Annotated in this window: 29 protein-coding genes; 15 read left to right on the top strand and 14 right to left on the bottom strand. The window is 65.3% G+C overall.

Translation table 11 applies throughout. The features are described 5' to 3' along the window. Nucleotides 1-18: 18 nt before the first annotated feature. Nucleotides 19-906: a branched-chain amino acid aminotransferase gene (locus FG93_RS05140; protein WP_043232623.1), complete on the bottom strand. Its 888-nt coding sequence runs from the start codon at nt 904-906 to the stop codon at nt 19-21. Nucleotides 907-1099: 193 nt separating this feature from the next. Between FG93_RS05140 and FG93_RS05145 the strand changes: the two genes are divergently transcribed. The 3 genes from FG93_RS05145 (at nt 1100) to FG93_RS05155 (ending at nt 3889) form a co-directional block, all read left to right on the top strand. Next, nucleotides 1100-1597, top strand: a complete 498-nt coding sequence (locus tag FG93_RS05145; RefSeq protein ID WP_043232688.1) for a MarR family winged helix-turn-helix transcriptional regulator — start codon at nt 1100-1102, stop codon at nt 1595-1597. A 110-nt stretch (nt 1598-1707) separates the two neighbouring features. Next, entirely contained in the window at nt 1708-2436 is a 729-nt protein-coding gene (locus FG93_RS05150) for a response regulator (protein WP_043232625.1), read from the top strand. Between the two features lie 106 nt (nt 2437-2542). Continuing rightward, the gene (locus FG93_RS05155; protein ID WP_081881320.1) at nt 2543-3889 is read left to right on the top strand and encodes an ATP-binding protein; all 1347 of its coding nucleotides are present in this window, start codon (nt 2543-2545) and stop codon (nt 3887-3889) included. Between the two features lie 31 nt (nt 3890-3920). On the opposite strand, the gene FG93_RS05160 is transcribed toward FG93_RS05155, so the two are convergent. Then, a complete protein-coding gene (locus tag FG93_RS05160; RefSeq protein WP_043232628.1) occupies nt 3921-4820 on the bottom strand; it encodes a LysR family transcriptional regulator in 900 nt (299 codons plus the stop codon). A gap of 99 nt (nt 4821-4919) precedes the next feature. On the opposite strand from FG93_RS05160, the gene FG93_RS05165 reads away from it, so the two are divergent. Beyond that, nucleotides 4920-5543, top strand: a complete 624-nt coding sequence (locus FG93_RS05165; protein WP_043232630.1) for a glutathione S-transferase — start codon at nt 4920-4922, stop codon at nt 5541-5543. Between the two features lie 6 nt (nt 5544-5549). Next, the gene (locus FG93_RS05170; RefSeq protein ID WP_043232632.1) at nt 5550-6497 is read left to right on the top strand and encodes a pyridoxamine 5'-phosphate oxidase family protein; all 948 of its coding nucleotides are present in this window, start codon (nt 5550-5552) and stop codon (nt 6495-6497) included. Nucleotides 6498-6504: 7 nt separating this feature from the next. Here the strand turns inward: FG93_RS05170 and FG93_RS05175 are convergent, their stop codons facing one another. The 6 genes from FG93_RS05175 to FG93_RS05200 all read right to left on the bottom strand — a co-directional run bounded on the left by FG93_RS05175 (nt 6505) and on the right by FG93_RS05200 (nt 11741). Then, a complete protein-coding gene (locus FG93_RS05175) occupies nt 6505-6864 on the bottom strand; it encodes a tRNA-binding protein (protein WP_043232634.1) in 360 nt (119 codons plus the stop codon). Further along, the gene (locus FG93_RS05180; protein ID WP_043232637.1) at nt 6861-8840 is read right to left on the bottom strand and encodes a methyl-accepting chemotaxis protein; all 1980 of its coding nucleotides are present in this window, start codon (nt 8838-8840) and stop codon (nt 6861-6863) included. The genes FG93_RS05175 and FG93_RS05180 overlap by 4 nt, the downstream gene beginning before the upstream one ends. Before the next feature lie 103 nt (nt 8841-8943). Beyond that, nucleotides 8944-9615, bottom strand: coding sequence for a TetR/AcrR family transcriptional regulator (locus FG93_RS05185; RefSeq protein ID WP_244448500.1), 672 nt, complete (start codon nt 9613-9615; stop codon nt 8944-8946). A 144-nt stretch (nt 9616-9759) separates the two neighbouring features. Further along, nucleotides 9760-10581, bottom strand: coding sequence for a pyrroline-5-carboxylate reductase (proC, locus tag FG93_RS05190; protein WP_043232641.1), 822 nt, complete (start codon nt 10579-10581; stop codon nt 9760-9762). Between the two features lie 115 nt (nt 10582-10696). Continuing rightward, nucleotides 10697-11203, bottom strand: coding sequence for a YbjN domain-containing protein (locus tag FG93_RS05195; RefSeq protein WP_043232643.1), 507 nt, complete (start codon nt 11201-11203; stop codon nt 10697-10699). A 283-nt stretch (nt 11204-11486) separates the two neighbouring features. Next, nucleotides 11487-11741, bottom strand: a complete 255-nt coding sequence (locus FG93_RS05200; protein WP_043232693.1) for an accessory factor UbiK family protein — start codon at nt 11739-11741, stop codon at nt 11487-11489. A 160-nt stretch (nt 11742-11901) separates the two neighbouring features. On the opposite strand from FG93_RS05200, the gene FG93_RS05205 reads away from it, so the two are divergent. The 8 genes from FG93_RS05205 to FG93_RS05240 all read left to right on the top strand — a co-directional run bounded on the left by FG93_RS05205 (nt 11902) and on the right by FG93_RS05240 (nt 19446). After that, the gene (locus tag FG93_RS05205; RefSeq protein WP_043232646.1) at nt 11902-13053 is read left to right on the top strand and encodes a Xaa-Pro peptidase family protein; all 1152 of its coding nucleotides are present in this window, start codon (nt 11902-11904) and stop codon (nt 13051-13053) included. Nucleotides 13054-13113: 60 nt separating this feature from the next. Next, nucleotides 13114-13674, top strand: a complete 561-nt coding sequence (locus FG93_RS05210) for a hypothetical protein (protein ID WP_043232649.1) — start codon at nt 13114-13116, stop codon at nt 13672-13674. A 156-nt stretch (nt 13675-13830) separates the two neighbouring features. Beyond that, complete coding sequence (locus FG93_RS05215; protein WP_043232695.1) at nt 13831-14775, top strand: ribose-phosphate pyrophosphokinase; 945 nt, start codon at nt 13831-13833, stop codon at nt 14773-14775. Between the two features lie 13 nt (nt 14776-14788). Next, on the top strand, nt 14789-15532 hold the full coding sequence (queC, locus tag FG93_RS05220; RefSeq protein ID WP_043232651.1) for a 7-cyano-7-deazaguanine synthase QueC: 744 nt from the start codon (nt 14789-14791) through the stop codon (nt 15530-15532). Next, nucleotides 15522-16085 (top strand): VUT family protein, encoded by a 564-nt coding sequence (locus tag FG93_RS05225; protein ID WP_043232652.1) that lies wholly within the window; start codon nt 15522-15524, stop codon nt 16083-16085. The genes queC and FG93_RS05225 overlap by 11 nt, the downstream gene beginning before the upstream one ends. A 153-nt stretch (nt 16086-16238) precedes the next feature. Beyond that, nucleotides 16239-16859, top strand: a complete 621-nt coding sequence (locus tag FG93_RS05230) for a 50S ribosomal protein L25/general stress protein Ctc (protein WP_043232654.1) — start codon at nt 16239-16241, stop codon at nt 16857-16859. Between the two features lie 119 nt (nt 16860-16978). Next, on the top strand, nt 16979-17593 hold the full coding sequence (gene pth / locus FG93_RS05235) for an aminoacyl-tRNA hydrolase (RefSeq protein ID WP_043232657.1): 615 nt from the start codon (nt 16979-16981) through the stop codon (nt 17591-17593). Between the two features lie 92 nt (nt 17594-17685). Next, on the top strand, nt 17686-19446 hold the full coding sequence (locus tag FG93_RS05240) for an adenylate/guanylate cyclase domain-containing protein (RefSeq protein WP_043232696.1): 1761 nt from the start codon (nt 17686-17688) through the stop codon (nt 19444-19446). A gap of 83 nt (nt 19447-19529) precedes the next feature. Here the strand turns inward: FG93_RS05240 and FG93_RS05245 are convergent, their stop codons facing one another. Next, the gene (locus FG93_RS05245; RefSeq protein ID WP_043232659.1) at nt 19530-20135 is read right to left on the bottom strand and encodes a hypothetical protein; all 606 of its coding nucleotides are present in this window, start codon (nt 20133-20135) and stop codon (nt 19530-19532) included. Between the two features lie 214 nt (nt 20136-20349). Here FG93_RS05245 and ychF point away from each other — a divergent pair, with 214 nt between their 5' ends. Both ychF and FG93_RS05255 read left to right on the top strand, forming a co-directional pair. Continuing rightward, nucleotides 20350-21447 (top strand): redox-regulated ATPase YchF, encoded by a 1098-nt coding sequence (gene ychF, locus FG93_RS05250; RefSeq protein ID WP_043232661.1) that lies wholly within the window; start codon nt 20350-20352, stop codon nt 21445-21447. A 19-nt stretch (nt 21448-21466) separates the two neighbouring features. After that, entirely contained in the window at nt 21467-22477 is a 1011-nt protein-coding gene (locus FG93_RS05255) for a MaoC family dehydratase (protein WP_043232664.1), read from the top strand. Between the two features lie 86 nt (nt 22478-22563). Here the strand turns inward: FG93_RS05255 and FG93_RS05260 are convergent, their stop codons facing one another. The 5 genes from FG93_RS05260 to FG93_RS05280 all read right to left on the bottom strand — a co-directional run bounded on the left by FG93_RS05260 (nt 22564) and on the right by FG93_RS05280 (nt 26116). After that, nucleotides 22564-23208 (bottom strand): class II aldolase/adducin family protein, encoded by a 645-nt coding sequence (locus FG93_RS05260; protein WP_043232666.1) that lies wholly within the window; start codon nt 23206-23208, stop codon nt 22564-22566. Then, entirely contained in the window at nt 23205-24314 is a 1110-nt protein-coding gene (gene mtnA / locus FG93_RS05265; RefSeq protein WP_043232668.1) for an S-methyl-5-thioribose-1-phosphate isomerase, read from the bottom strand. The genes FG93_RS05260 and mtnA overlap by 4 nt, the downstream gene beginning before the upstream one ends. A 4-nt stretch (nt 24315-24318) precedes the next feature. Next, nucleotides 24319-24864 carry an adenine phosphoribosyltransferase gene (locus FG93_RS05270; protein ID WP_043232670.1) on the bottom strand — a complete coding sequence of 182 codons (546 nt, stop codon included), beginning with the start codon at nt 24862-24864 and terminating at the stop codon, nt 24319-24321. A gap of 65 nt (nt 24865-24929) precedes the next feature. Beyond that, the gene (locus FG93_RS05275; RefSeq protein ID WP_043232672.1) at nt 24930-25190 is read right to left on the bottom strand and encodes a hypothetical protein; all 261 of its coding nucleotides are present in this window, start codon (nt 25188-25190) and stop codon (nt 24930-24932) included. Nucleotides 25191-25234: 44 nt separating this feature from the next. Continuing rightward, a complete protein-coding gene (locus FG93_RS05280; RefSeq protein ID WP_043232674.1) occupies nt 25235-26116 on the bottom strand; it encodes an S-methyl-5'-thioadenosine phosphorylase in 882 nt (293 codons plus the stop codon). Between the last annotated feature and the right edge of the window lie 254 nt (nt 26117-26370).

A 26370-nucleotide genomic window follows, 5' to 3' on the forward strand; every position in this document is an offset into this window, starting at 1 on the left:
GGGCCTTTGTTCTTTCGCTCACGCTGCCTTGGAGGTTGGCCTCACCGCAGCGGAGTAATCCTCCATGATCACCCTGCCCATATTGCCGGTGATGAACTTGTAGGGCCCGATTTCGGAGACCAGCGTCACCTCGGCGGCCGAGCCGGTGATGAAGCATTCCGAGAAGCCCTCGAGTTCCTCCGGGCGGATGCGCCGCTCGACCACCTCGAAACCGCGTGCCCGGCACAGATCGATCACCGACTGGCGGGTGAGGCCGTTCAGGAACCGGTCGGCGGTCGGGGTGTGAACCACGCCATCCCTGATGAAGAAGATGTTGGCGCCGGTGCATTCGGCGACATTGCCTTCCCAGTCGAGCATCATCGCGTCGGCATAGCCGGCCCGCTCCGCTTTGTGCTTGGAGAGCGAGCAGATCATGTAGAGTCCCGCCGCCTTGGCGTGGACCGGCGCGCAGGCCGGGTCGGGACGGCGATAATCGGCGATGTCGAGGCGCACGCCCTTCAGCTTCTGGGCCATGTCGAACATGCTCGGCCACTCCCAGACCGCGATCGCGGTATGGATGCGGTTGTTCATACCGGACACCGCCATCATCTCCGAGCCGCGCCAGGCGACCGGGCGGAGATAGGCATCCTTGAGGCCGTTCTCCTGAAGGCAGAGGTATTTGGCCGCGTCGATCTCGGCGACCGAATAAGGGATCGTGAAATCCATGATCTCGGCCGACTTGTGGAAGCGCTGCGAATGCTCGGTGCACTTGTAGATGACGCCGTCATAGGAACGTTCGCCCTCGAAGACGCAAGAGCCGTAATGCAGCCCGTGGGTCAGTACGTGCACCTTGGCGTCCTTCCACGGCACGAGCTTGCCATCGAACCAGATCACGCCGTCGCGCTGGTCGAAGGGAATGACAGACATGGGGCAACTCCTCTGCGAGTCTTCATGCGCCGAACTGGGCCACAAGGGCGAAGGGCGCGCAAGCACTGAACAATTACTGCGCTGCAGCAACCGAAAGCGACATAATCAGTCGCTCCGGATGCTTGACCGGTAATCTTCCGTCTGAGATATGTCAACATGGCTGACATAAAATATGGAGCGCCTCGTGACTGACATGCAAGTCCGATCGACCGATGCGCCCCGGCCCGCGCCCGCCGAGGACGTACCCTACGACCTGATCGAGCTCTTCTTCTTCGCTTATCGCGATTTCGTCAGCGACCCCGACCGCATCCTGGCGGATTACGGCTTCGGCCGGGCACATCACCGCGTGCTGCATTTCGTGCAAAGGCGCCCGGGCCTCACGATAGCCGAATTGCTCGATATCCTGCAGATCACCAAGCAGAGCCTCAACCGCGTGCTGAAGGAGCTTGTCGAGACCGGTTTCGTCGAGTCCCGCATGGGCACGCAGGACAAGCGCCAGCGCAACCTCTATCCGACGGAGACTGGCAAGGAGCTAGCCGTGAGGCTGGCGCGTCTCCAGGGCAAGCGGATCAATGCGGCGCTCAGCGCCGTCGGCGCCGAGGCAGGCGAGCAAGTGGCGCGCTATCTCGCGGGGTTGATCGATCCGGCCGAACGCAAGAAGGTACTGGGCTTTCTCGCCACGCCGGTGTGAGCTGCGCGACAAAGAGCATCCAAGCCGGACATTGTGCCGTCGCCCAACTGTGGGATCCTTGTCTCGCAGCGGCGGGGATCGCGCTCCGGCTATGAAGAGGACCAAGCCCGATGACCGCAGCCAAGGCCCTGAAGCCGGTCCCCGATGAGGCCCCGCATATCCTCGTGGTCGACGACGACCGCCGCCTGCGCGACCTGCTGGCGCGTTTTCTCGGGGATCACGGCTACCGCGTCACCACCGCAGCCAATGCGGCGGAAGCCGATTCCCGCCTCGCCCATCTGGTCTTCGATGCCATCGTGCTCGACATCATGATGCCCGGCGAGAACGGCTTCGACTTTGCCCGCCGCTTCCGCGGAGGTTCCAACGCCCCGATCCTGATGCTGACTGCGCGCGCCGATAGCGCCGACCGCATCAACGGGCTGGAAATCGGCGTCGATGACTATCTCACCAAGCCCTTCGAGCCGCGCGAACTCATCCTGAGGCTTGCCAACATCCTCAAGCGGACCATCGTCTTGGATGCTCCGCAATCGGGCAGCCATCCTGACTTCGTCCGCTTCGGCCCCTTCATCTACGGTCTCGCCCGTGGCGAATTGCGCCATGGCGAGGAAACCATCCGCCTCACCGAGCGCGAGCGCGAGATCCTGACGGCCCTGGCTGAGCGCGCGGGCGAGCATGTCCCGCGCGAACAGCTCGCGGCGCAGGGCTCCGCCGCCAATGACCGCACCATCGACGTGCAAATCAATCGGCTGCGCCGCAAGATCGAGCGCGATCCGGCCGACCCGCTCTATCTCCAGACCGTTCGGGGTGTAGGCTACCGGCTGGTCACGGATCGGGGCTGAATCGATGCAAGGCGGTGCGCGTGGCATGCGCTGGGCTCAGGCCGTCGGCCTCGGTCTTCGACGGGTCGGGGCCGCGATGGGACACTTGCGAGCCAGGCTCGCGCGCATGCTCAGGCCCGTATTCAAGCTCGGCGGACGGCCGCTGCGGATGATTGGCCGCTATATGCCGAAGGGCCTCTATCCGCGAGCCCTCGTCATCGTCATTGCGCCGGTCGTGCTGCTGCAGTCGGTCATCGCCTATGTCTTCATGGAGCGGCACTGGCAGACCGTGACGCAACGCCTGTCCTCGGCCGTCTCAGCCGACATCGCGGCGCTGATCGACGTCTATGAAAGCTATCCGCAGGATGCACAGGCGAGCGTGCTCAGTCGCATCGCGCTGGAGCGCCTGGGCCTGGATGTCGACATCATCCCGGACGCCGATCTGCCGCCACCGGGGCCCCGCCCCTTCTTCTCGCTGCTCGACAGTGCACTCTCAACGGAGCTCAGCCAGCAAGTCGCACGTCCCTTCTGGCTCGACACGGTCGGCCGCTCCAGCCTGATCGAGATCAGGGTCAAGCTCGGGCCGAACGTGATGCGCGTGCTGACGCGGCGGAGCCAGGCCTATGCCTCGAACAGCCATATCTTCCTGATCTGGATGATCGGCACATCGCTGATCCTGCTGACCATCGCCGTGCTGTTTCTGCGCAATCAGATCAGGCCTATCCTACGCTTGGCCGACGCGGCAGAGGCCTTTGGCAAGGGACGCGACTCCGATTTCCGTCCGCGCGGCGCGCGCGAGGTCCGGCGTGCCGGCAACGCCTTCATAGAAATGAAGCGCCGCGTCGAACGCTCGGTCGGCGAGCGCACGACCATGCTCAACGGCGTCAGCCACGACCTGCGTACCATCCTCACCCGCTTCAAGCTTTCACTGGCACTGCTCGAACGTTCATCCGAGATCGACGCGCTGGAGAAGGATGTCGACGAGATGAGCCGTATGCTCGAGGACTATCTCGCCTTCGCCCGTGGCGACGCCGGCGAGGCTGCGGTCGAGACCGATATCCGCGCCCTTCTGGAAAACCTGAAGGCCAACGCCGAACGCCAAGGCCATCAGACCGAGCTCGAAGTCGTTGGCGATCCGCTGGTCGTGATTCGGCCGGACGCCATCCGCCGCCTTCTGACGAATCTCGTCTCCAACGCGGCGCGGTTCGGCGATCGCATCGCCATTCGCGCTACGCACGACGCCCGTTACTTGATCGTGATGATCGACGATGACGGCCCAGGCATCCCCGCTGGATTGCGGGAGGACGTGTTTCGTCCGTTCTTCCGGCTGGATGAGGCCCGCAATGTCGACAGTGGCGGCACTGGCCTCGGTCTCGCCATTGCCCGCGACATCGCCCGTGCCCATGGCGGCGACATCATCTTGGGCGACTCGCCGCTAGGCGGCTTGCGCGCCACGGTGCGACTGCCGGTCTGATCGCACCGCATCACGCCGCCCGTGGGCACCGCTACTCGGGCCGGATCACACCCAGGCGTTGAAAATATTCGGCCGCCTGATCAAGGAAGGCTCGCACTTTCGATGCCAGGTGCTGCCCGCTCTGAACCACGAGTTGCACAGGCAGCGACGCCGGCTCGAACTCGCGCAGGAGCCGCACCAGCGTCCCGGCGGCAATGTCGTCTGCTGCCTGGTAGGAAAGCGGCCGCGCCAGCCCGCGACCAGCACGGGCCGCGAGCAGGGCCGATTCAATCTCGTTGACGATGAACCGGGGCGCGACCGCAACGCTCGAACCGCGCGCCGATCCGCCGAAGCGCCAGAGCATGCCTTGCCCTGCTGCCACGCTGGCAATGGTGTCATGCTGCAGCAGGTCGGAGGGCCGCACCGGTACGCCACGGCGTTCGAGATAGGATGGAGCGGCGACCAACAGGCGCCTGACCTCTCCGACCTTTCGCACGACCAGCCGCGAATCCGGCAACGGACCGATCCGGATTGCGACATCCAGCCCTTCATCGATCATGTCGAGATTGCGGTCGGCCAGGACCAGCTCGACCTGCACCTCCGGATGCAGGTCCAGGAACTCCGTCACCAGCGGCGTGACATGGCGCCGCCCGAAGGCCAGCGGCGCCGTGATGCGTAGCAGACCACGAACTGGCGCCGCGGCCACGCCCGACATCGACGCCTCGTAATCAGCCAGCATCCTTCTGGCAGAGGTCGCGAGCTCACGCCCGGCATCCGTCGGCGTGAGTTGGCGCGTGGTGCGAGCGATCAGCCGCGCGCCAACGCGCTCCTCCAGCCCGGCAAGAGCCCGCGTCACCGCCGGGCGCGAACGCCGCAGCTGCCTGCCCGCTCCGGCGAGGCTACCGGTATCAAGGATGGCGACGAAGATCGCCAGTTCGTCGAGACGGTCCAATCAATGTTCCTACAAATGGAATTCTGACTTTCAAAGATAGCAAATTTCGCGCAACAGCTGAAACAACGAGACTGTGACCTCACCTCTGGAGGTCGTCCCATGTCACAAGCCGGCATCACCCTTCACAGCACGCCGCTCTCCGGACACGGCCATCGCGTCGAGCTGCTGCTGCGGGCACTCGGGCTCGAGTATCGTTTCGTGTCGGCGCCGGCCGATGTGCGCAGGAGCGAAGCCTTCCTCGCGCTCAATCCGCTTGGCCAGATCCCGGTGCTCCAGGACGGGGCGCTGATGCTGGCCGACAGCAACGCGATCATGGTCTATCTGGTGAAGCGCTACGCTCCGGACAGCGCCTGGTTGCCGAGCGAGCCGCTCGCAGCGGCCCAGGTCCAGCGCTGGCTCTCGATCGCCGCCGGAGAGGTCATGCATGGTCCCTCGACCGCGCGGTTGATCACCCAGTTTGGACTGAAGGACGATCCCGCCCGCGCCGAACGGATCTCCTCGCGGCTGCTCACCTTCATGGAAAGTCACCTGACGGGTCGCACCTTCCTCGCGGCGGAGCACCCGACGCTGGCCGACCTCGCCTGCTATTCCTATGTGGCGCACGCGCCGGAAGGCGGCATCTCGCTCGAGCCCTACCCAGCAGTGAGAGCCTGGACCGCGCGCATCGAGGCTCTGCCCTTCTTCAAGCCGATCCCGCCCTCACCGCTCCCGGCCAAGGGCTGATGTGCCATGGACGAGTCCCCTTTCCATCTGGGTGAGCGCGATGCACAGGCCCGCGCGGGCCAATTCCCGCGCGGAGCCGGCATTCGCAACCTCATGCCGGACCAGCACAGAACCTTCTTCGCGCTCCTGCCCTATCTCTTCGTCGGCGGGCTCGATCGCGATGGCTGGCCGATCGCAACCGTGCTGTGCGGAGAAGCCGGCTTCGCGCAAAGCCCCTCGCCAACCCGCTTGCGCATCGCCGCGCTGCCCGCAGCGGGCGATCCGGCAGCCGCAGCGCTGGAGACGGACCGTCCCGTCGGCCTGCTTGGCCTCGACTTCACGACGAGGCGGCGCAACCGGGCCAACGGCATTATTGCCGCCCACGACGCAGGCGGTCTCTCGGTCGAGGTCTCGCAGAGCTTTGGAAACTGTGCGAAATACATCCAGGCTCGCATCCCGACATCCATTGCCCGCTCGCCAGAGGTGGCGGAGTCGCTGACCAGGGAGTCGCTGACCAGATTGGACGCGGCCGCGCGGGCCGTGATCGGCGCGGCGGACACCTTGTTCATCGCCAGTTCGTCTGGCCCCCGGGACGGCCGGGCCTCGGGCGTCGACATCTCGCATCGCGGCGGCCAGCCGGGCTTTGTCCGGATCGACGGCGACGTCCTGACCATCCCGGATTTCGCCGGCAACAACTACTTCAACACGCTCGGCAACCTGCTGCTGGAGCCGCGCGCCGCCCTGCTTTTCCCCGACTTCGCGACGGGCGACGTCATTCAGCTTCAGGGCGAAACCGAGATTGTCTGGAGCGGCCCGGAACTCGGTTTCTTAAGTGGCTCGCAGCGGCTCTGGCGCTTTCGCGTCGTGCGCGGCTGGCGGCGCAAGGGCGCGCTGCCCTTCAGCTGGTCGGCAGCCGAACCGGCGCCGACCACGATGGAAACCGGGACATGGCAGCGGGAACGCCCTGCTGCCTGAGCCCTTGTCAATAGAGCCTGCCGCCGTCCGGGACAGCGAGGCTGGGCCCGATCAGCACCACCTCGCCATTGGCGTCCGGCATGCCGAGCGTCAGGACCTCGGACATGAACTTGCCGATCTGGCGCGGTGGAAAATTGACCACCGCAAGGACCTGCCGGCCCGGAAGATCCTCGCAGCGATAGTGCGTGGTGATCTGCGCCGATGATTTCTTAAGGCCAATCTCACCACCGAAATCGATCACCAGCTTGAAGGCCGGCTTGCGCGCCTCGGGATAGGGCAGTGCCTCGACGATGGTGCCGACGCGAATGTCGACCTTGAGGAAATCGTCGAAGCTGATCGTCTCTGACGGTTGGGACGTCGTACTCAAAATTCCTCCCAGGCGCGATCATGTGCGCTCGGCTCTAGTTTGCGGGCAGCCGCCGCCGCGCGGTGAGGGGCAGGCTTGCGGCTCGGGGCGGCAGCACGAGGGGCGGGCGGGACGACGCTCGCCATCTTGCGTGCCATATCCTGCAATCCGGCAACGTCTCCGCCAAGCCTGAAGCGCGCGACCTGGGCTGCCAGGCGATCAGCCTCCTGCGACAGCGCGTGTGCCGCTGCCGTCGACTCTTCCGCCATGGCAGCATTCTGCTGCGTCGCCTGGTCCATTTCGTTGACGGCGCTGTTGACCTCCTGGAGTCCGGCCGCCTGCTCCTGCGCTGCCGACGCAATCTCGGCAACCAGGGCAGTGACGCGGGTGATCTCGCCAGCCATCCGCTGCAGGGCATGGCCGGTCTGGCCGACCAGCGCGACACCCTTGTCGACCTGGACGGTCGAAGCGGTGATCAGGCCCTTGATCTCCTTGGCCGCTTCGGCAGAGCGCTGCGCCAGCGCACGAACCTCCGAAGCGACGACGGCGAACCCCTTCCCGGCATCCCCCGCGCGCGCCGCCTCGACGCTGGCATTCAATGCCAGCAGATTGGTCTGGAAGGCGATTTCGTCGATGACACCCACGATCTGCGAGATCTCGTCCGCGGACTTCTCGATGCCGCCCATGGCCGACACGGCGTCGCGCACGATCTGGGTCGACTGCTCGGCTTCGGTCTTGACCTGAGTGGTCGCCTGGCTCGCGAGGCGCGCGCTTTCGGCCGTCTGCCGGACGGTAGCGGTGAGTTCGTCGAGCGCCGTGGCGGTCTCCTCCACGGAGGAGGCCTGCTGCTCGGTCCGGCTGGCCAGGTCATCGGCCGCCTGGCTGATCTCGCCCGAGCCTGCCTTCATGCTGTCCGTGTTGGTGGCAATCTGGCGCATCGTCTCCTGGAGTCTGGCAATCGCGCCATTGAAGTCGTCCTTGAGCTTGACGTACTCGGCGGCAAAGACATCCGCGATCCGGTAGGTCAGATCCCCTTCGGCGAGATGTTCAAGGCCCGCCCCGAGCGCTCGGACAACCGTTTCCTGCTGGGCCGAGCTCTGGGCCCGCTCGGATTCGTTACGACGACGATCCTGGTCTGCAGCGTCGCGATGGGCGCTGGCCTGTGCCTCGACGCGCTGCTTGTCGGCCTCGACCTCTTCCTTGGCAAGCGCGGCGTCGCGGAAGACGACCAGCGCACGGGCCATGCTGCCGATCTCGTCTCCACGCTCCTGATGCGCGATCGAGCTTTGCAGATTGCCGGTCGCGAGTTCGTTCATCCTGTCCGCGAGCGAGGTCAGCATGCTCGAAGAGCGGCGGCTCAGGAACACGACCAGGCCAAGCATGAGCAGGCCAAGCGGAACCAGGACCTTGGCCACGTCGAGCATCATGCCACGGAAAGCGGCGTCGACATCATCGACATGCAGCCCGGAGCCGACGACCCAGTTCCATTTCGGCACGGAGACGACATAGGAAATCTTGAGAGAAGGCTCCTTGTCGCTCGTCCTCAGCCAGAAATAGTCGAGAAATCCGGTGCCCTTTGCCTTGGCGAGTTCGACCATCTCCTTGACGAAGAACTTTCCGGTCGCGTCCTTCAACGGCATCATGTCCGTCGTCTCGATCTTCTTGTTGGCATGCAGAACGCTGATGCCGTCGAAGCTAACGACGAAATAGTAGTTTCCGTTGTCGAAGCGCGCTGCGGAGATGGCGTCGAGCGCCATCTTCTTCGCGTCGGCCTCCTTCAGCTCACCCTTTTCAGCCCGGGCCAGGAAGCTGTTGACCGTCGAGGCAGCCGCTTCGACCGCATTCTTCATCTCGGCGCGCTTGAGAGCGATCATCTCGCTGCGGGCCTGCATGAGCGTGAAGCTCACACCGCCAATGGCGAGGACGGCGGCAAGAATGGCGATGAGACCGAACGAACGGCCGATAGACAAGGCAGCAAGCTTCTTCAGAAACGGCATAGGTGAGCCTCGCGAGGTGTGATTCTTCACACTTCGCGGGCAACAGCTAAGGCCCTGTTAATTCTGCCCCGCTTTCGCCTTATTTTCTCGGGGCGCGGCGCCGCTAGATGGCCGGGGCGAAATCCTCGTCATCCTCATCGCGGCGGCGGTCCTCACCGCGTTCCCGGCGGCGAACCCGAGGGCGGGCTCCGCAGAAAGCACGGGCGAGGCCCCGGAAGGGAGCGGTGAGCCGATAGATGTCCTCGGCCCGCGACATCACCCAGCTCGCCGTCTTCAGTTCGCGGTCGAGCTGAGCCATTGTCCGGGAGAGTTCCGGTTCGTCATCGTCGAGCCAGACATCGACAACACGCGCCATCAGCAGCGCCGCGCCCTGCACGCGCACTCCTCCCAGCGGGTCCTCCGTCGGAATCCCCGCCGAAGCGAGCATGTAGCGCCAGGAATTGACCGCGCCGCGATTGAGACCCGCGAGTGCCAGGGGGTCGCGCCGCACGGCCGGTATTACACGCCGCAGGCCAGCCTTGTAGGGGGCGAGCGCGTCGAGGCGGCGCATGACCAGGTCGAACATCCGCTCACGATAGGATTCGTCAGCGAGATCGTCGGACTGGCCAGCGAGCACCGCATCGTCGACGATACGGGTCAACCCGCCGAGAATGGCAAGCTTGGACGGGAACAGGTTGCGCAATGTCGCGAGCGAGACGCCAGCCTCAGCGGCAATATCGCCGAGCTCGATCTCATCCCACCGCCGCGAGGCCGCGAGATTGAAAAGGGCATCCACCACCGCCTTCCGCGGGTCGGCGGGCGGCGCGCTGGCAGCAGGCCTTTCAGCTTTGGGGGAAGCGGGTTTACGGGCCATCGGACCTCTCCATTCGCAAAGCGATGACGGAAAGGTAGGTCTGGATCACCGCCGAGAAAAGGCCGTTCAGCCGGAAAGCTCTTCGGCGCGACGTTTGGCGGCAGCGACTGCGCGGCGCATCAGCGGCGCAAGTCCGTTATCGGCCATCAGCACTTCGAGTGCTGCCGCCGTCGTTCCGGCGGGCGAGGTCACGTTCTGGCGCAAGGTCGCCGGCGACAGCGGCGATTGATAGAGCATCTCCCCTGCTCCTTCGATGGTGCCCCGCGCCAGGCGCTCGGCCGTCTCGGCCGGGAGTCCAGCTGCGACGCCAGCCGCGGCCAGGCACTCGACGAGATGGAAGACATAAGCGGGACCGGAGCCTGAAACGGCCGTAACCGCGTCGATCAGATCCTCGGTCGCGAGCCATTCGACCTTTCCGATGCTGCCGAGCAGCGCATTCGCCATCGCCCGTTGATCAGCACTGACCCCCCTTCCGGCAGCGGCCGCGGTCACGCCGCGCTGAACGGAGGCCGGCAGATTCGGCATCGCGCGAATGATCGCCGTGGCATTGGGCAGGCGCGCCGAGAGATCGCCGAGTGTCTTGCCGGCCAGAATGGAAATCAGCAGGGTCTGCGGCTGGATGAACGCCTGGACCGAGGGCGCCGCCGTATCAAGCATCTGCGGCTTGGTCGCGAGCACGAGAACCTCGGTTGGCGGCACCGAGCGCGACTCGGGGTTGAGCGCCATGCCCTTCTCGGCCGCCAGCGTCGCGATCTCGTCCGAGGGCTTCGGGTCGATCAGCGTGATCCCGGTCGGATCCATGCCGATGCGCAGCCAGCCCTCGAGCATGGCGCCTCCCATCTTGCCCGCGCCAATGAGAACAAGGGTTTGCGGCAGGGAACGGGACATGGAGGCCTCACGAGAAACGGTACGTATTGTCATGCTGGACCCGGAGCCGGGCATCGCATGACCAGAAGCGGCAAGGCATGCCCGGGTCAAGCCCGGGCATGATGAAACCAGAGGCTCAGGCCTCACCGACAGTTTCGAGCATCGCGCCCTCGAGCCCCTCGCGCGCGCTCTTGCCGGCCCAGACGACGAAGTGGAAGGCCTGGAAATAGCGCTCGCAGGCGTCGATCGCCGATTTGATCAGTGCAGCGGCCTGCTCGTCGGTCGGTTCCGCACCGCCTGAAAGCAGAAGCGCGTGGCGATACATCACCACGTTCTCCGAACTCCAGAGGTCGAAATGACCGAGCCAGAGCTGCTCGTTGACGAGGCTGACAAGCTGCAGAACCTCGCCGCGCCGCCGCTCCGGCACCTTGAGATCGAAGGCACAGGCGATATGGAGCGCCTCGACCTCGGAAAGCCAGGTGATCGCGACGTGATAATCCGACCAGCCTCCGGTGACGGAGACCGAGAGTTCGTCATCGCTGTCGCGGTCGAACGTCCAGTTGTTGAGTGCGGCGAGGCGTTCGATCAGGTCGAGAGGATTGGCAGGCCGTTCGGCTTCTGCGTCCAGGTCAAGGTCCATCATGCCCAGGGTCCAACTGCCAGCTCCCCGCGGGGATGCGGGTCCAGCTCGTTCGAGAACGGGAACACGGCGACGGGGAAGCGCGGGACGCAACAAGACTGCGGAAGCCGCTACATGGCCTCCTGACCGCCAAACGCACCCCAAGCGGATGCGGCCGGCGAATCACCTCTCCTTCGACGATAGCGCAGGCGCGACGACGCTCCCAACACCTGATGCAGGCTCGGCGGATTCGGGGGCTGGGCTCAATCCCTGCCGACTGCTGTCCACAGCCGGAAAACGGGTTGGCTCAGCCCTTGTCGCGCGCAGCCTCGAGCGCAGCCAGCCGTGCGGCGAGCTTGTCATTCTCTTCACGCGCCAGAACCGCCATCTCGCGCACGGCTTCGAATTCCTCGCGCGTCACGACATCGATCTCGCGCAGGAGTCGGTCGATCTGCGTGCGGGCAACCGTCTCGACCTCGCGGCGCACACCCTGGGCGGCCCCGGCGGCGTCGGTCACCAGACGAGCGAGATCGTCGAGTATGCGGTTCGAGGTCGTGGCCATCATCAATCTCCAGGGCCGGATGCCGGCGCTCCATAGCACGCCTGATATGGGCGACGAAGGCCTCGCCCGCAATCGCAGCGGCACATCGTCCACGTCCTTTGAGCCCGAGCGAGGTCGGCCTAAGCATAAGGACCACGTCAGCACAGGGGATTCGCGAGCCATGGCCCTGCATTTCACACCCACCGAATTCGCCCGCCGGCATGATGCCCTGCTGGCAGCCATGCAAGCCGAGCGGCTCGATGCGCTCTTCCTGTTCCAGCAGGAATCGATGTTCTGGCTGACGGGTTACGACAGCTTCGGCTTCTGCTTCTTCCAATGCCTTGTGGTGAAGGCCGATGGCAGCATGGCGTTGCTGACCCGCTCTGCCGATTTGCGCCAGGCCCAGCACACCTCGAACCTGGCCGATATCCGCATCTGGAAGGATGGCCGCGACGCGAACCCTGCGCGTGACTTGCTCATGCTGGCACGGGATCTCGGCCTGGCCGGCAAGCGCATCGGCGTGGAGTTCGAATCCTACGGTCTCGTCGCCGCAAACGGCCGCAAGCTGGAAGCGGCCTTCGCAGATGTCGGCGATCTCGTCGATAGCTCGACGATCGTGACACGGCTGCGCGCCGTGAAATCGGCCGAGGAGATTACCTATGTCCGGCGCGCCGCCGCTCTCTCCGACATCGCCGACAGGGCGGCGCTCGACCTGATCCGGGCCGGCGCCGACGAGGGTGAGATCCTGGCCGCGCAGCACAATGCGATCTTCGCGGGCGGCGGCGACTATCCGGCCAACGAGTTCATCATCGGCTCCGGCCGCGACGCGCTGCTTTGCCGCTACAAGGCGGGGCGCCGGAAACTCGACACGCAGGATCAGATCACGCTCGAATTCGCGGGCGTCGACAGGCACTACCATGCTGCGATCATGCGAACCGTCGTGGTCGGAGAGCCCCGCCCGCTGCATCTGAGTTATCATGAAGCCGCCAAGGCGGCGCTCCTCGCCTGCGAGGCTGAACTGAAGCCGGGGCGGACCGCAGGCGATGTCTTCGCCGCCCATGCCCGCGTCTTCGACGAGCACGGTCTTTCCCGCCACCGACTCAATGCCTGCGGCTACTCGCTTGGCGCAAAGTTCACGCCGAGCTGGATGGACTGGCCGATGTTCTACGAGAGCAACGACTGGCCGATCGTTCCGGGCATGGTGATGTTCGCTCACATGATCCTGATGGATTCGGCGAGCGAGACCGCGATGTGCCTCGGCCGCACTTATCTCGTCGGCGAAACAGGCGCAGAAACCCTGAACTTGCCCGATCTGGACCTCGCGATCCGTTGACCCTACAAGGGTCATGCAGGGAATCCTCAGCAAACCCGTACGCAAAAAGCGGGAGGCGTCATGTTTAGTCGTTCAAGTGGCCTCGTTCTGGGGCCAGCTTTCGCGCTTGCTCTCGCAGGCTGCCAGGAAACCACCAGCACCGCCGCGCGTCCACGCGTCGATGCGCCCGGCGTCCCGGTCTCGGTTCAGAGCATCTCCGGTGCGCCCGACCAGGTCACCACGAATTTTGCAAGCCTGCTCGGTGAGGCGGCGGCGGAACGCAAGATGGAGATCGTCGCCGGCAATGCGCCTGCGCGATTCCGGGTTCGCGGCTATCTGACCGCCCAGCCGACAGAGGACGGCCAGACCGCGCTTGCCTTCGTCTGGGACGTCTATGACGAGAGCAAGAAGCGCGCCCAGCGGGTGCAGGGCGAGAGCCTCGGCAGGCGCGGCGGCGGCGGCGACCCCTGGTCGAGCATCGACCAGACCATCGTCGCCAAGGCAGCATCGGATTCGATGGACGCCATCGCAGGTTTCCTCATTACTGCTCCGGTGCCGGACAAGCCTGCCGCCGACGGCGCCAAGGATAAGGACAAGGCCAAAACCAAGACGGCGGCAGCGCCCAACGGCAAGCGCTCCTGAGCGAAGCATCCCGCTGAACGCAGTGGGGCGAGGCGTGATTCGCGCACTGTTTTTGCAGTGCAGCGGTCGACTCATTGTCATGGCGCTGTTATGAGCGCTGCGAATTCAGCCGGTCTCACGGCTCCCGCCCAGCCAGTCCTCACGGTGCGCCACGGCATGCCCTCTTCGTTCAAAGTCGTCGCCGGAAACTCCAACCGGCCGCTCGCCGAAGCGATCTGTGCCTCCCTCGACATCCCCCTTGCCAAGGCGCAGGTCCGGCGTTTCGCCGACATGGAGGTCTTCGTCGAGATCCAGGAGAATGTTCGCGGGCAGGACGTCTTCGTCATCCAGTCGACCTCCTTCCCCACCAATGACCACCTGATGGAACTGTTGATCATCACGGATGCGCTGCGCCGTTCCTCGGCACGGCGCATTACCGCGGTGATCCCCTATTTCGGCTATGCCCGGCAGGATCGCCGTGCCTCGGGCCGTACGCCAATCTCGGCGAAGCTCGTCGCCAATCTCATCACCCATGCCGGCGTCGACCGCGTTCTGACGCTCGATCTCCATGCCGGGCAGATCCAGGGCTTCTTCGACATCCCGACCGACAACCTGTTCGGTGCGCCATTGATGGCCCGCGATATCAAGGAACGGCTCGACTACAAGAACGCCATGGTCGTTTCGCCGGATGTCGGCGGCGTGGTCCGTGCCCGTGCGCTGGCCAAGCGCATCGACGCTCCGCTCGCCATCGTCGACAAGCGCCGCGACCGGCCCGGCGAATCCGAGGTGATGAACATCATCGGCTCGGTCGAGGGCCGTTCCTGCATCCTGCTCGACGATATCGTCGATTCCGGCGGAACCCTCTGCAACGCCGCCGAAGCACTACTCGCGGAAGGTGCCAGGGAAGTCTACGCCTACATCACCCATGGCGTGCTGTCGGGCGGCGCGGTCGCGCGCATCGCCAACTCCAAGCTCAAGGAGCTGGTGATCACCGATTCGATCATGCCGACCGAGGCCGTGAAGGTGGCGCGCAATATCCGCGTCATTTCCATTGCCAACCTGATGGGCGAGGCGATCGAGCGCACCGCGAGCGAATCGAGCGTCTCCAGCCTGTTCGACTGAACGGGATGGCACGATGACGGCTGCCACGACCGGCGGAAGCCGCGCCCTCGTCCTGTTCTCGGGTGGGCAGGACTCGACCGTCGCGCTCGCCTGGGCGCTTGCCCGCTTCGGCTCGGTCGAGACCGTCGGCTTCGATTATGGCCAGCGCCACCGCGTCGAGCTGGAATGCCGGCTCGCCATCCGCCAGAAGCTGCCCGCCCTGTCATCAGCCCGTGCCGAACGGCTGGGCCCCGACCACATCATCGATCTCGCCGCGCTCGGCACGATTTCCGAGACCGCACTGACGCGCGAGAGCGAGATCGCCTTCGCCGATACCGGCCTGCCGACGACCTTCGTGCCTGGGCGGAACCTGATATTCCTGACCTTCGCCGCGGCGCTGGCTTACCGCCGGAACTGCAAGCACGTCGTGCTCGGTGTCTGCGAGACCGATTATTCCGGCTATCCCGATTGCCGCGACGACACCATCAAGGCGATGCAGGTCGCCCTCAATCTCGGGCTCGATCGCCGACTGGTGCTGCACACGCCGCTGATGTGGCGCGACAAGGCGCAGACCTTCGCACTGGCCCGCGAGCTTGGCGGCGAGGCGCTGCTCGATCTGGTGGTCGAGGACAGCCATAGCTGCTATCTCGGCAACCGGACGACGCGCCATGCGTGGGGCTATGGCTGCGGAACCTGCCCCGCCTGCGAGCTGCGGGCGAAAGGCCATGCTGGCTTTCTCTGTTCACCGGACGACACTGGACCATCCTATGACTCCTGACCAGCAGCGCCGGACCGAAGGGCTGATCGCCCTCGCCCTTTTCACGCTCACCATCCCCGCCGCGAACTGGATGCTCGGCAATGTCGGCACGGTCTGCGTGCCGAACGGTCCCTGCCTCGTGCCGGTCGCGCCGGGCATCAAGGCGCCGAGCGGCGTGCTGATGATCGGCCTCGCGCTCGTCCTGCGCGACATCGTCCAGCGTCGCCTCGGTGCCAAGGTCGGGCTGGGCGCGATCTTCGTCGGCGCCGCGATCTCCGGCTTCCTTGCACCGCCGGCGATCGTCGTCGCCTCCGTCGCGGCCTTCCTTCTCTCGGAGCTCGCAGACTTCACCGTCTACACGCCGCTGCAGCGCCGCCGCTTCGTCACGGCCGTGATCGCATCCAGCCTTGTCGGCCTCGTCATCGACAGCATCGTCTTCCTCTGGCTCGCCTTCGGCAGCCTCGACTTCCTGTCGGGCCAGATCATCGGCAAGGCCTGGATGGTGCTGCTGGCTCTGCCGCTGATGCACCTGCTGCGCCGGCGTGACGAGCGGCTGGGACTGGTCGCCGCCTGAGCGGAACCTGCCCCTTCCCCGGGTTGAGCTTTTCCGCATTTTCGCCTATGAGCCTCCTCGCGCTCGACTGACACCCTTGGAGGCACGGGCGCGAGACCAAGACGGCCGCCATCGGGCGGCCGTGTCTTTATCAAGAAAACGAGGACCATCATCATGACCGCCGTGAAGCAAATCGAGGCTTCGGCGCGCACCCAGGTCGGCAAGGGGGCCGCCCGGGCAGTTCGTCGTCAAGGCCAGACTCCTGCCGTGATCTATGGTGCGGGCGAAGCCCCGCAGGCGATCGCGCTCAACGCCAACCAGACCCGCCTGATGATCTATGGCGGCCACTTCCTGACCACGATCTTCGAGATCAATGTCGGCGGCAAGAAGACGCGCGTCATTCCGCGCGACTACCAGCTCGACCCGGTCAAGGATTTCCCGATTCACGTCGACTTCCTGCGCGTCGCCGCCGGCCAGACCATCAAGGTCATGGTTCCGGTCCACGTCGTCGATCAGGATGCCTGCCCCGGCCTGAAGTCCGGAGGCACCCTGCAGATCGTCGAGCACAACGTCGAAATCGACGTCGCGCCTGAGAACATCCCCGAGGCCCTCGACGTCTCCGTCGCTGGCTTGGGCGTTGGCACGTCCGTCCATGTCAACGACATCAAGCTGCCGGCAGGCGTCAGCCTGACCACCCGCGAGAACCTGACGCTGGTCACAATCGTGGCGCCGTCGGTGATCGAGGAGCCCGCTGCCGAGGGTGCCGCCGAAGACACCGAGGCCGCCAAGGCCTGAGGATGCCGCGCTTCGGCGCTGCCTCCGCGAGACCACTTGGACGGCCGGGTTTCCCGGCCGTCTTGCTTTGGAGGAAGGCGGAGGACCGCCAGCCCTCCTGACTGCCGGAGTGACTTGCCATGCTGATCTTCGCCGGTCTCGGCAATCCCGGCGCGCGCTACGCCCGCAACCGCCACAATATCGGCTTCATGGCGGTCGAGGCCATTGCCCGCGCGCACCGCGCCTCCCCCTGGCGCTCCCGCTTCCAGGGTGAGGTCTGCGAGGCGATGATCGGCGCCGAGAAGGTCATCCTGCTCAAGCCGCAGACTTACATGAACGTATCCGGGCGCGCGGTCGGCGAGGCGGCTCACTTCTTCAAGATCGCGCCCGCCGACGTGATCGCCTTTCATGACGAACTCGACCTCGCCCCGGCCAAGCTGCGCGTGAAGCTTGGAGGCGGCAATGCCGGCCATAACGGGCTGCGCTCGATGACCGCCGCGATCGGCAACGACTACCGCCGCGTCCGCATGGGCATCGGTCATCCCGGCGACAAAGCGCTGGTCCATGCCTATGTGCTGAACGATTTCGGCAAGGCCGAGCAGCCCTGGGTCGCGGACCTCTGCACGGCTTGCGCCGATTACGCCACACTTCTCGCCGCGGGCGATGACGCCGGCTTCCAGAACAAGGTCCATCTCTACATGGATGCGCGTGGCCACAGCGCCGTGAAGCGCCTCGGCGAGAAGGCCGAAGACTAGATCACGACGGCATGGAGCCCCCTCAATAGACGCCCGAACCGCCGAAGCGTATGATCGGGCCTCGCGCTACCATCCTAGAAATGACCTGGCCGATGGGCGAAGAACGTGTGCCACGCCGTCTCGCCGCGATCCTCGCTGCCGACGTTGTCGGCTACACGCGCCTGATGGAGGCCGACGAGCAAGGGACACTGGCACGGCTCAAGTCTTTGCGTCGTGACGTGCTCGAGCCCAAGGCCAGGCAGCATGGCGGCCGCATCTTCAAGACGATTGGGGACGGCGTCCTGGTCGAGTTCACCAGTGCGATCGATGCGGTGAGGAGCGCTCTCGAGATCCAGCGTGCCCTTCCCGCGCATAATGCGGGTATCGCCGAGGGACAGCGGCTCGCGCTGCGCATCGGGATCAGCCTCGGCGACGTCATCGTCGAAGGTGACGACCTCTACGGAAACGGCGTCAACATCGCGGCACGCATGCAAACCCTGGCCGCGCCCGGCGGCATCTGCATCTCCGGCAACGTCCATGAGCATCTTGGCAACACGCTCGACATCACGTTCGACGATCTCGGCGACCAGACCGTCAAGAACCTTGATCGGCCGATCCGGTGCTATCGCGCCCGCGAGACAGCGGAGGGGCCGGCGGCCCGGGCAGTGGCAGGTCCGCCGGCGCTGCCGGACACGCCCTCCATTGCGGTCCTGCCTTTTGCGAATTTGAGCGGCGCCCCCGAGCAGGACTATTTCGCCGACGGGATTACCGAGGACATCATCACCGCTCTCTCCCGTCTGCGGTGGCTGTTCGTGATCGCGCGCAACTCCAGCTTCTCTTACAAGGGGCGAGGAGTGGACGTTCGCCAGGTCGCCCATGAACTCGGGGTCCGCTATATCCTGGAGGGCAGCGTGCGGGCCGCCGGGCCGCGCATTCGGATTGTCGGCCAGTTGATCGATGCCCTGACAGGCAAACACCTCTGGGCAGAAAAGTACGACCGGGACCTGACCGATGTCTTCGAGGTTCAGGACGAGATTACCAATGTGGTCGTCGCCACGATCGAGCCTCATCTCTACGCCGAGGAGGGCGCGCGGGCGGCGGGCAAGCCTCCAGGCAGCATTGACGCGTGGGGGCTGGTCGTTCGCGCGATGGGCCTGATCAACAAGGTCGGGCGACGGCAGAATGATGAGGCGCAGGCGCTCCTGCGACAGGCCATCTCCGTGGACCCCGGCTACGCGCGGGCGCATGCCCTGCTGAGCTGGGCGATCTGGTGGGCCTCGCTCTGCTACTGGGTGCCGGAGACCAAGGAGGGCTACCGGCAGGCTGCTCGGCATGCCGAGGAGGGTCTCACCTGCGACCCGGGCGATCCCTGGGCGCGGATGACATTTGGCCTGTGTCTGAGCACGGCGGGCCAGCACCAGCGCGCTCTGACGGAGTTGCGGGCAGCCCTCGACCTCAATCCCAGCTTTGCCTTGGGCCGGACCGCCTATGGCTGGGCCTTGCTGCGGGCAGGTTTGTACGATGACGCCGTCGCGGAGACGGGCAAGGCCATCCGTATGAGTCCGCTGGACAGCTTTGCCGGGATCTACACGGCGATCCATGGATTGGCTCTGCTGGGAGCCAGGCGATTCGAGGAGGCGCTTCCCCATCTCAGGCGATCGGTCGCCGCCTTTGCCGAGTATTCAGGCCACTACAACACGCTGATCAGTTGCTGCGGTCACCTCGGTCTCGTTGACGAGGCGCAGGAATTCATTGCCGCACGGGCCCGGGTTGGCCCGCCGCTACACCTGTCCGTTCTCCGAGAAAATCTCGGAAAATTCGCTCATTGCGACGTCTTCGTGGAGGGGTTGAAAAAGGCCGGCGTGCCGGAGTGACGCGTGGATGCTAGAGCATCGGCCCGAAAGGTGGATTGCGGTTTTCGGGAAAGCCGATCTAACCACACGAAAGCCCTCCCCACCTAGAGCGGCAGCTGGGCGCCCTGTTTCGCGATCGTGACGCGGTTGGCAAGAAGTCCGCCGCCAGACTGGCGGGTCGCCGTGAACGCGACCTGTGCCCCCGGCGATAGCTCGGACACTTCAGCGGGTGCGGCCATGATAATGTTGGCATCAGGCGTGATCATCACCTTCTGCTCGCCGCCGGGATAGGTCAGGACGAGATTGGCGCCATCGACGCGCGAGACCGTATCGGCCACCGTGGCATTGGTCATGGTGCTGTCGGGCAAGACCCCCCAGGCCCTATGTCCCTCTCCCGTGCCGCGCATCGCCTCGGGAAAGATCAGGACCTGGACGGCGAGCAGCGTGCCGTCCGCTTGCGGTCGCGCACCGACGCCGACGAAGCTGCCCTTCTTGATTTCGCCTACGCTGGCCCTGACCACCCCGCCAACCGAGTAGCCGGGAGCCAGGGCGACCGCCACGGCCTCTCCGCTCGGCGTCCTCACGGTCAGCGCCGCACCTTCGAGCTTCTCGACCGTGCCACGCACCCGTGTCGCCGGCGCCTGGGCCTGAACGATACTGCTGGTCAGGACGAGAGCTGCCGCGAAGACACTGGCAGAGAGAACGCGCATGGAAGAGCTCCATCGAATGGACCGACGCAGATGGATGGCCGTCTCGCGAAGTCCTTGCGCTCCAGCGTAGCGCCTCGCCATGCACGTTCGCGTGAGCCGTCCCTGGCCCCTGCCATCTTGTCTTTTGCCGCCCGGACCCCAATAAGGCCCTGGACATTCCAATCATCATCTCGCGACCGCCCCTTTGCGGCGGCGACGCAACGGACCAGCCATCATGGGTTTCAAATGCGGTATCGTCGGCCTGCCGAATGTCGGCAAGTCGACCCTGTTCAACGCACTGACGCAGACCGCTGCGGCACAGGCGGCGAACTATCCCTTCTGCACGATCGAGCCGAATGTCGGCGACGTCGCGGTGCCCGATGACCGGCTGGAGAAGCTTGCCGCCATTGCCGGTTCGAAAGAGATCATCCCGACGCGCCTGACCTTCGTCGACATCGCCGGGCTCGTGCGCGGCGCCTCCAAGGGCGAAGGCCTCGGCAACCAGTTCCTCGCCAATATTCGCGAATGCGACGCCATCGCCCATGTCGTGCGCTGCTTCGAGGATGGCGACATCACCCATGTCGAGGGCAAGATCTCGCCGATCGACGATATCGAGATCATCGAGACCGAGCTGATGCTCGCCGATCTCGAGAGCCTCGAGAAGCGCGTGCAGCCGCTGGAGAAGAAGGCGAAGTCGGGCGACAAGGAAGCCAAGGAGTTGGCCGACCTGATGAACCGCTGTCTCGTCCTGCTTCGCGACGGCAAGCCGGCGCGCCTCGTCCAGGTCGCGACCGAGGAACGCAAGGCCTTCGAGATGCTCGGCCTGCTCTCGTCCAAGCCGGTGCTCTACGTCTGCAATGTCGAGGAAGCCAGCGCCGACAAGGGCAATGGCTTCTCCGAGAAGGTGAAGGCCCGCGCCGCCGAGGAAGGCGCAGTCGCGGTTGTCGTCTCGGCCAAGATCGAGAGCGAGATCGCCGTCCTGCCGGCCGAAGACCAGAAGGACTATCTCGACGCCGTCGGCCTCGCCGAACCTGGCCTCAACCGCGTCATTCGCGCCGGTTATGCGCTCCTGAACCTCGTCACCTATTTCACCGTCGGCCCGAAGGAGGCCCGCGCCTGGACGATCGAGAACGGCACCAAGGGCCCCGCCGCCGCCGGCGTGATCCATACCGATTTCGAAAAGGGCTATATCCGCGCCGAAACCATCGCCTATGACGACTACGTCGCCAACAAGGGCGAGAGCGGCGCCCGCGAGGCCGGCAAGTTCCGGCTCGAAGGCAAGGAATATGTCGTCGCCGATGGCGACGTGCTGCATTTCCGCTTCGCCAACTGAGCCGGGCTACGAGCGACCCATGCGCTATTTCGAGGACTTCGTCGTCGGAGAGGTCAAGCAGAGCGGCCGGGTCGCCGTCTCGCAGGACGACATCATCGCCTATGCCTCGCGCTACGACGCGCAGGATTTCCACACCGATCCGGAGGCCGCGAGGCAGAGCTTTGTCGGCCAGCTCATCGCATCCGGCTGGCATAGCTGCTCGCTGCTGATGCGGCTGCTCGCCGAGGACTTCATCCTGGATGCCGCCTCGATGGGCGCTCCCGGCATCGAGGAGGTCAAATGGCTCCGGCCGGTGCTGCCGGGTGATGTCCTCAGTGCACGCCGCAGCGTGCTTGAAACCAGGGAATCGCGCTCACGCCCCGAAATGGGCCTGGTGAAATTCCGTTTCGAACTCCTGAACCAGCATGACGAGCCGGTTCTCGAGCAGACCAATTGGATCATGTTCGGCCGCAAGGGATCCGGCTTCGCCCTGCCCAAGGGCGATTGGCTGGCACATCCGCCCCGCTATGTGCAGCCCGTCGCGCTGAGCCCGCTCGGTATCCCGCCTGGCGAGACGCAGCCGGCGCGCTTCTTCGAGGAGATCGAGATCGGCGAAAGCCATGAGCTCGGCAGCTTCGTCTTCACCACCGAGGAAATCATCGCCTTCGCCCGCGCCTTCGATCCGCAGCCCTTCCACATGGACGATGCTGCGGCGCGCAGCAGCTCCTTCGGACGTCTCGCCGCTTCAGGCTGGCATACGGCATCGGTCTGGATGGCGACGATGGTTGCTCACCGCAAACGCCAGATTGCCGCCGCGCCCGGAAAGGCGCCACGCCTTGGCCCCTCCCCCGGCTTCAAGAATCTGCGCTGGTCCAGACCGGTCTTTGTCGGCGACAGGATCACCTATAGCTCGACCGTCATTCAAACCCGCACCAGCGCCAGCCGCCCGCAATGGGGCCTGTTCTTCCATCGCAATGCCGGTGTGAACCAGCATGGCGAGGAGGTCTTCAGCTTCGAGGGCTGCGTCTTCGTCGAGCGCAAACCGGCCTGATCCGCCACGCAGTCTGAAAAGTCTCAGGAGCCGTGGCCGGGACAAGCCCGACCATGACATGGTGCGCTTCAAGGCGCATCCGACGCTCAGCCGACCTTGCCGTAGCCCGCGAACTTCGCGGAAACGCGCGCCATTTCGGCCTCGTCGAGAATCGCCGGCTCCAGCCCAGAGGCGAGCAGATCTAGATATTGCCCCGCAAGATTCTCGACCTCGGCGACGATCGTGTGCGCGCCCGCGAGAGTCTGTCCGAGTGCGATGACACCGTGATTGGCGAGCAGCACCGCCTTGCGACCTTCAAGCGCCTTAACAGCGTTCAAGGCGAGCTCAGGCGTGCCGAAGGTCGCATATTCCGCGCAACGCACATCGGCCCCACCGCACAGCGCAATCATGTAATGGAAGGCCGGAATGCCGCGTCTTGCCGACGACAGAGCGGTGGCGCGCGGCGAATGCGTGTGCACGATCGCCTGGGCGTCCGGCCGCGCCTTGTAGATCTCGACATGGAACGGCCATTCGGACGAGGGTTTGCGCGCGCCACTCAGGATGGTGCCGTCCTGCGAGAGATGGATCAGATCCTCCGGCTTCGTCTGAGCATAGGGCAACCCGGACGGGGTGATCAGCAATCCGCCCTCGAAGCGGGCAGAGACGTTGCCGGACTTCGACGGGCAAAACCCGGCCTTGTCGATCGCCTGGGCAACCGCGACGATCTCTGCGCGAAGCGCCATTTCACTCATGTCGCAGCTCCTCGCGCCAAATCAGGAAAGAGACGAGCAAGCCCCTCGGAGCTCGCCGGGGCCACGCCACGCTCCGTGATGAGGCCAGTGACAAGGCGCGCCGGGGTGACGTCGAAGGCGGGATTGGCGGCAGGGCTGCCGGGCGCCACCACCCGGAACTGGCCGACCTCGCCATCCTCCCCCAGGCCTGCGAGATGGGTGACCTCGCGTGCCGAACGCTCCTCGATCGGGATCTCGCCGAGCCCGTCCGACAGTCGCCAGTCGATCGTCGGCGAAGGCAAGGCGACATAGAAGGGCACGCCGTTGTCATGCGCCGCCAGCGCCTTAAGATAGGTGCCGATCTTGTTGGCGACATCGCCGGTCGCAGTGGTCCGGTCGGTGCCGACGATGACCATGTCGACCTGCCCGCGCTGCATCAGATGCCCGCCGGCATTGTCGCTGACCACGGTATGCGGCACGCCATGGGCGCCGAGTTCATAGGCCGTCAGCGCTGCGCCCTGGTTGCGCGGCCGCGTCTCGTCGACCCAGACATGGACGGGCAAGCCGGCATCATGCGCCAGATAGATCGGCGCCAGCGCCGTGCCCCAGTCAACCGTGGCAAGCCAGCCGGCATTGCAATGGGTCAGGATATTGAGGCGCTCGCCCGGAGCCTTGCCCGCCGAAAGGTCACGGATCACGCCAAGTCCGTGCTCGCCGATCGCGCGGCAGAGCGCGACATCCTCGTCGCAGATGGTGGCGGCCTCGTCATAGGCCGCGGCCATGCGCGACGCCGGATCCAGGCCTGCCAGCCTCGCCTTCATCCGCTCCAGCGCCCAGTGCAGGTTCACCGCTGTTGGACGAGTCGGGCCAAGCAAGGCGACAGCGGCCTCCAACGCCTGGTCGGACGGGTCTGCGCGCATGGCCAGGGCCACACCATAGGCGGCCGTCGCGCCGATCAGCGGTGCCCCGCGTACCAGCATGCTGCGGATCGCTTCGGCGGCCTGCTCGGCGCTGCCAAGCGCGACGGTCTCGAAACGGAAAGGCAGCTTGGTCTGGTCGATGACGCTGACGCGCCAGCCATCCTGTGCAAGCCAGATCGTCCGGTAGGCCTTGCCGCCGATCTTCATGGGCTCAGTGTCCGCTGAAAGAGACGAGCGTGCGCACGGGAACGCCGAGGCGGCGCACCCGATCCGCACCACCGAGATCCGGCAGATCGACGATGAAGCAGGCCGCGACCACCTCTGCGCCAAGCGAGGACAGCAAGTTCACCGCCCCTTCCGCGGTGCCGCCGGTCGCGATCAGGTCGTCGACCAGCAGGACGCGTTCGCCCCGCGAGACCGCGTCCCTGTGGATCTCGATCTCGTCCGTACCGTATTCCAAGGAATAGCTGATGCTGACCGTCTCGTGCGGCAGCTTGCCCTTCTTGCGCACCGGGACGAAGCCGGCCGAGAGCTGATGGGCCACCGCCCCGCCGAGGATGAAGCCACGCGCCTCGATGCCGGCGATCTTGGCAATCTTCAGCCCGGCGAAGGGCTGGACGAGTTCGTCGACCGCGCGTCGGAAGGCCCGGGCGTCGCCGAGCAGTGTGGTGATGTCCCGGAAGATAATGCCCGGTTTCGGGTGATCCGGAATCGAGCGGATCGCGTTCTTCAGGTCGAGGAGGGTATCACGGTCCATGCGGAAACAGCTCGCTGTGGCGACGCGCTCTCCTTAGCGCCGCCGCCACGCGAAGGGAACCGTCGCTACCAGCGGCGGTAGCGACGGTACTCGCGATAGCCCCGCTCGTCGCGATAGACGCGTCGCTCGAACACGCCGCGCCGCCCGCGATCATCATCGGTTACGATCGTGTCGACCCGGGTATGCACGCCGTTCGACGAATTGGAACTCGAGTTCGACGACGTGTTTCCTGCAAGGACGGGCGTCGCGGCGAGCACAGCGAGCAGCAAGGAAGCGGTTGCGATCTTGATGGAATGACCCCTTCGGATCGGTTGGAGCTCTTGCAATGGAGTCCTCCCCTTCTGAACGATGAGCGAAGCTGTTCCGCTTGTCAGGCGGTCGCCTTGAGCACCCTGCCCGCAACCGCGTCGAGCTTTGCCACCAGGCTCGGGGCGCGGAACTCGCGCGCCGTGATGATGGCGCTGTCCAGCGCGTGATGGGAACCGGCAGGGCAAGGCTCGCGCTCGGCAGGGAAGTCCGCGGCCAGGCGCGCAACCAGCCGGCGCGCCTTTTCGGCATTGTCCTTCAGCACGGCGACGACCGAGGCGACATCCACCGAGGACTGCTCAGGGTGCCAGCAGTCGAAATCCGTCACCATCGCGACGGTCGCATAGGTGATCTCGGCCTCGCGGGCGAGCTTGGCCTCAGGCATTGCGGTCATGCCGATCAGGTCGTAGCCGAGCGACTTATAGGTCAGCGACTCCGCATAGGTCGAGAATTGCGGGCCTTCCATCGTGACCAGGGTGCCGCCGCGCACGAAAGGCAGGTCCTCGGCCGTTGCGGCATCGGCAAGCCGTGCCTGCAGCACCGGGCCGACCGGGCGCGCCATCGGGACATGCGCGACGCAGCCCTTGCCGAAGAAGGAGCTGGCGCGGCGAACGGTGCGGTCGATGAACTGGTCGACCAGCACGAACAGGCCGGGATAGAGCTCGGATTTGTAGGAGCCGCAGGCCGAGAGCGAGACCAGATCGGTCACACCGGCGCGCTTCATCACGTCGATATTGGCGCGGTAGTTGATCTCGGAGGGCGGCAACACGTGACCACGACCATGGCGCGGTAGGAAGACGATCTTGGTCTGGCCGATCCGGCCGATGCGCAGGATGTCCGAGGGTTCGCCCCAGGGGCTCGTGACACGCTCTTCGCGCAGATCGGTCAGGCCCGGCAGGTCGTAGATGCCCGACCCCCCGATGATTCCGAGCACAGCTTCGCTCATGATCGTTTCCTTTCAGATTGGCCGGACAGGAGCAGCCTTCTGTGACGTCCGTACAAAGGCGCAGTGCAGCCGAAGCAGCGCAAGGCCAAACGAAAAAGATCGGGTTGTGGGGCTCCGGCCTCCTCCCGGTCGGAGAGTGACGGGAGGGAGGCTTTCCGGGCAGGCTCCATCGGTTGAATCGGTCGGGAGGAGGCCTGCCATGGAGCTGTTCGTCGGTCTTGATGTGTCTGTTCGCACCACCAGCGTCTGCGTGA

Origin of the sequence: Allobosea sp. LC85 (assembly GCF_000735605.1) — a bacterium.
GTDB lineage: Bacteria > Pseudomonadota > Alphaproteobacteria > Rhizobiales > Beijerinckiaceae > Allobosea.

Excerpts from the sequence above, each read along its gene's own strand:
- FG93_RS05140 (WP_043232623.1), bottom strand. The coding sequence starts at position 906 with ATGTCTGTCATTCCCTTCGACCAGCGCGACGGCGTGATCTGGTTCGAT.
- FG93_RS05145 (WP_043232688.1), top strand. The coding sequence starts at position 1,100 with ATGCAAGTCCGATCGACCGATGCGCCCCGGCCCGCGCCCGCCGAGGAC.
- FG93_RS05150 (WP_043232625.1), top strand. The coding sequence starts at position 1,708 with ATGACCGCAGCCAAGGCCCTGAAGCCGGTCCCCGATGAGGCCCCGCAT.
- FG93_RS05155 (WP_081881320.1), top strand. The coding sequence starts at position 2,543 with ATGCTCAGGCCCGTATTCAAGCTCGGCGGACGGCCGCTGCGGATGATT.
- FG93_RS05165 (WP_043232630.1), top strand. The coding sequence starts at position 4,920 with ATGTCACAAGCCGGCATCACCCTTCACAGCACGCCGCTCTCCGGACAC.
- FG93_RS05170 (WP_043232632.1), top strand. The coding sequence starts at position 5,550 with ATGGACGAGTCCCCTTTCCATCTGGGTGAGCGCGATGCACAGGCCCGC.
- FG93_RS05180 (WP_043232637.1), bottom strand. The coding sequence starts at position 8,840 with ATGCCGTTTCTGAAGAAGCTTGCTGCCTTGTCTATCGGCCGTTCGTTC.
- proC (WP_043232641.1), bottom strand. The coding sequence starts at position 10,581 with ATGTCCCGTTCCCTGCCGCAAACCCTTGTTCTCATTGGCGCGGGCAAG.
- FG93_RS05195 (WP_043232643.1), bottom strand. The coding sequence starts at position 11,203 with ATGATGGACCTTGACCTGGACGCAGAAGCCGAACGGCCTGCCAATCCT.
- FG93_RS05200 (WP_043232693.1), bottom strand. The coding sequence starts at position 11,741 with ATGGCCACGACCTCGAACCGCATACTCGACGATCTCGCTCGTCTGGTG.
- FG93_RS05205 (WP_043232646.1), top strand. The coding sequence starts at position 11,902 with ATGGCCCTGCATTTCACACCCACCGAATTCGCCCGCCGGCATGATGCC.
- FG93_RS05210 (WP_043232649.1), top strand. The coding sequence starts at position 13,114 with ATGTTTAGTCGTTCAAGTGGCCTCGTTCTGGGGCCAGCTTTCGCGCTT.
- FG93_RS05215 (WP_043232695.1), top strand. The coding sequence starts at position 13,831 with ATGCCCTCTTCGTTCAAAGTCGTCGCCGGAAACTCCAACCGGCCGCTC.
- queC (WP_043232651.1), top strand. The coding sequence starts at position 14,789 with ATGACGGCTGCCACGACCGGCGGAAGCCGCGCCCTCGTCCTGTTCTCG.
- FG93_RS05225 (WP_043232652.1), top strand. The coding sequence starts at position 15,522 with ATGACTCCTGACCAGCAGCGCCGGACCGAAGGGCTGATCGCCCTCGCC.
- FG93_RS05230 (WP_043232654.1), top strand. The coding sequence starts at position 16,239 with ATGACCGCCGTGAAGCAAATCGAGGCTTCGGCGCGCACCCAGGTCGGC.
- pth (WP_043232657.1), top strand. The coding sequence starts at position 16,979 with ATGCTGATCTTCGCCGGTCTCGGCAATCCCGGCGCGCGCTACGCCCGC.
- FG93_RS05240 (WP_043232696.1), top strand. The coding sequence starts at position 17,686 with ATGGGCGAAGAACGTGTGCCACGCCGTCTCGCCGCGATCCTCGCTGCC.
- FG93_RS05245 (WP_043232659.1), bottom strand. The coding sequence starts at position 20,135 with ATGCGCGTTCTCTCTGCCAGTGTCTTCGCGGCAGCTCTCGTCCTGACC.
- ychF (WP_043232661.1), top strand. The coding sequence starts at position 20,350 with ATGGGTTTCAAATGCGGTATCGTCGGCCTGCCGAATGTCGGCAAGTCG.
- FG93_RS05255 (WP_043232664.1), top strand. The coding sequence starts at position 21,467 with ATGCGCTATTTCGAGGACTTCGTCGTCGGAGAGGTCAAGCAGAGCGGC.
- FG93_RS05260 (WP_043232666.1), bottom strand. The coding sequence starts at position 23,208 with ATGAGTGAAATGGCGCTTCGCGCAGAGATCGTCGCGGTTGCCCAGGCG.
- mtnA (WP_043232668.1), bottom strand. The coding sequence starts at position 24,314 with ATGAAGATCGGCGGCAAGGCCTACCGGACGATCTGGCTTGCACAGGAT.
- FG93_RS05270 (WP_043232670.1), bottom strand. The coding sequence starts at position 24,864 with ATGGACCGTGATACCCTCCTCGACCTGAAGAACGCGATCCGCTCGATT.
- FG93_RS05280 (WP_043232674.1), bottom strand. The coding sequence starts at position 26,116 with ATGAGCGAAGCTGTGCTCGGAATCATCGGGGGGTCGGGCATCTACGAC.